The following is a 1,404-nucleotide window of genomic DNA, read 5'->3' as shown; positions in this document are numbered from 1 at the left end:
GGTCTGGCATGTCGCGGTGACAGGTGGGGCAGGCGCCGGTCCAGACCGCGAGGAGTAACTGCAGTTCGCGGGCAACCCGGTAGAGGCTCAGGCCGACGCCGTCCCTTTTGGGGACCGGGTGATGCGCTGGAGGGTGCAGAAGGCGTGTGCGACGGAGACGAGGGTGACGTGGTGGTGCCAGCCCTTCCAGGTGCGGCCCTCGAAGTGGGCCAGGCCCAGAGCCTGTTTCATCTCGCGGTAGTCGTGCTCGATGCGCCAGCGCAGCTTCGCGGTGCGCACCAAAGTGGCCAGCGGCGTATCGGCGGGCAGGTTGGACAGCCAGAACTGGACGGGTTCGGCTTCGGTTGCGGGCCATTCGGCCAGCAGCCAGCGCACCGGCAGCTCGGGGCCGTCGGTGCTCTTGCGGATTTCGCGCCCGGCAGGCCTGATCCGCAGGGCCACGAAGCGTGAGTACATGCGCTTGAAGCCGCTGCGGCCACTGCCCGGGCGGGAGCCCTCCCGCCACTGCACCGGCCGGGCGGCCTGCCTGCCGGCCGCAATGACCAGTTGCTTCACCCTCTGCGCCGGCTCGGGGTAGGCGGGCTGGGGCCGGGGGCCGCGACCGCCGTAGGGCGGGACGTGCGGCCGCGCCCCTTCCGGCTGCGCGGTCGTCGTGGTCGAGATGCCCACCACGTAGTCGAGCCCGCGTTCTTCCAGGCCCAGCCGGAAAGCGGCCGTATCGCCGTAACCGCCGTCGGCCACGACGAGCGGGACATCGATGCCCCACGACCGAGTCTCGTCGATCATGTCCAGCGCCAGCTGCCACTTCTCGACATGGCCCACCTCGGCGGGAATGCCGCACGGCCCACGACGGGCCACCTTGGCGGGATCGGCCTTCGGCGAGGCGGGATCCCAGCTCTCGGGCAGGAACAGCCGCCAGTCGATGACCGCCGAGGCACCGTCCGAGGCCAGGTGCAGCGACACCCCGGCCTGGCAGTTGGTGACCTTGCCCGCGGTGCCGGTGTACTGCCGCGTCACGCACGCCGACGCATCACCGTCCTTCAGGAACCCGGTGTCATCGATGATCAGCGCGGCCGGCTTGATCACCTGCTGCATCCGCCACGCTAGCCGGGCCCGCACATGCGCGGCATCCCACGGACTGGAGGTGATGAAGTGAGCCAGCGCCTGCCGGTTGCCGTCGTCGCCCAGCCGGGCGGCCATCGGCTCCACCGACTTGCGCCGCCCGTCCAGCAGCAGTCCCCGCAGATAGACCTCGCCCCAACGGCGCTGATCCGCCCGCGCGAACGGCTCGAACACCTCCGCCGCGAAGTCCTCCAGATCACACCGGACCGCGGCCAACTCCCCACTCATCACACCCGGTCAACGGCCCGCCCCATCAAACGGACACGCCACCAGCGACTGAAC

1 protein-coding gene is annotated in these 1,404 nt (G+C 70.5%); it reads right to left on the bottom strand.

Translation table 11 applies throughout. The annotated features are described in order from the left end of the window. Positions 1-87: 87 nt before the first annotated feature. Positions 88-1,350 (bottom strand): IS701 family transposase, encoded by a 1,263-nt coding sequence (locus tag KUM49_RS25330; protein ID WP_217239250.1) that lies wholly within the window; start codon positions 1,348-1,350, stop codon positions 88-90. Positions 1,351-1,404: the final 54 nt, after the last annotated feature.

The organism is Streptomyces sp. AC555_RSS877, from assembly GCF_019049245.1.
Classification (GTDB): Bacteria; Actinomycetota; Actinomycetes; order Streptomycetales; family Streptomycetaceae; genus Streptomyces.
The sequence above is the reverse complement of the archived record's forward strand: the minus strand, read 5'-3'. Positions and strand labels throughout refer to the sequence as shown.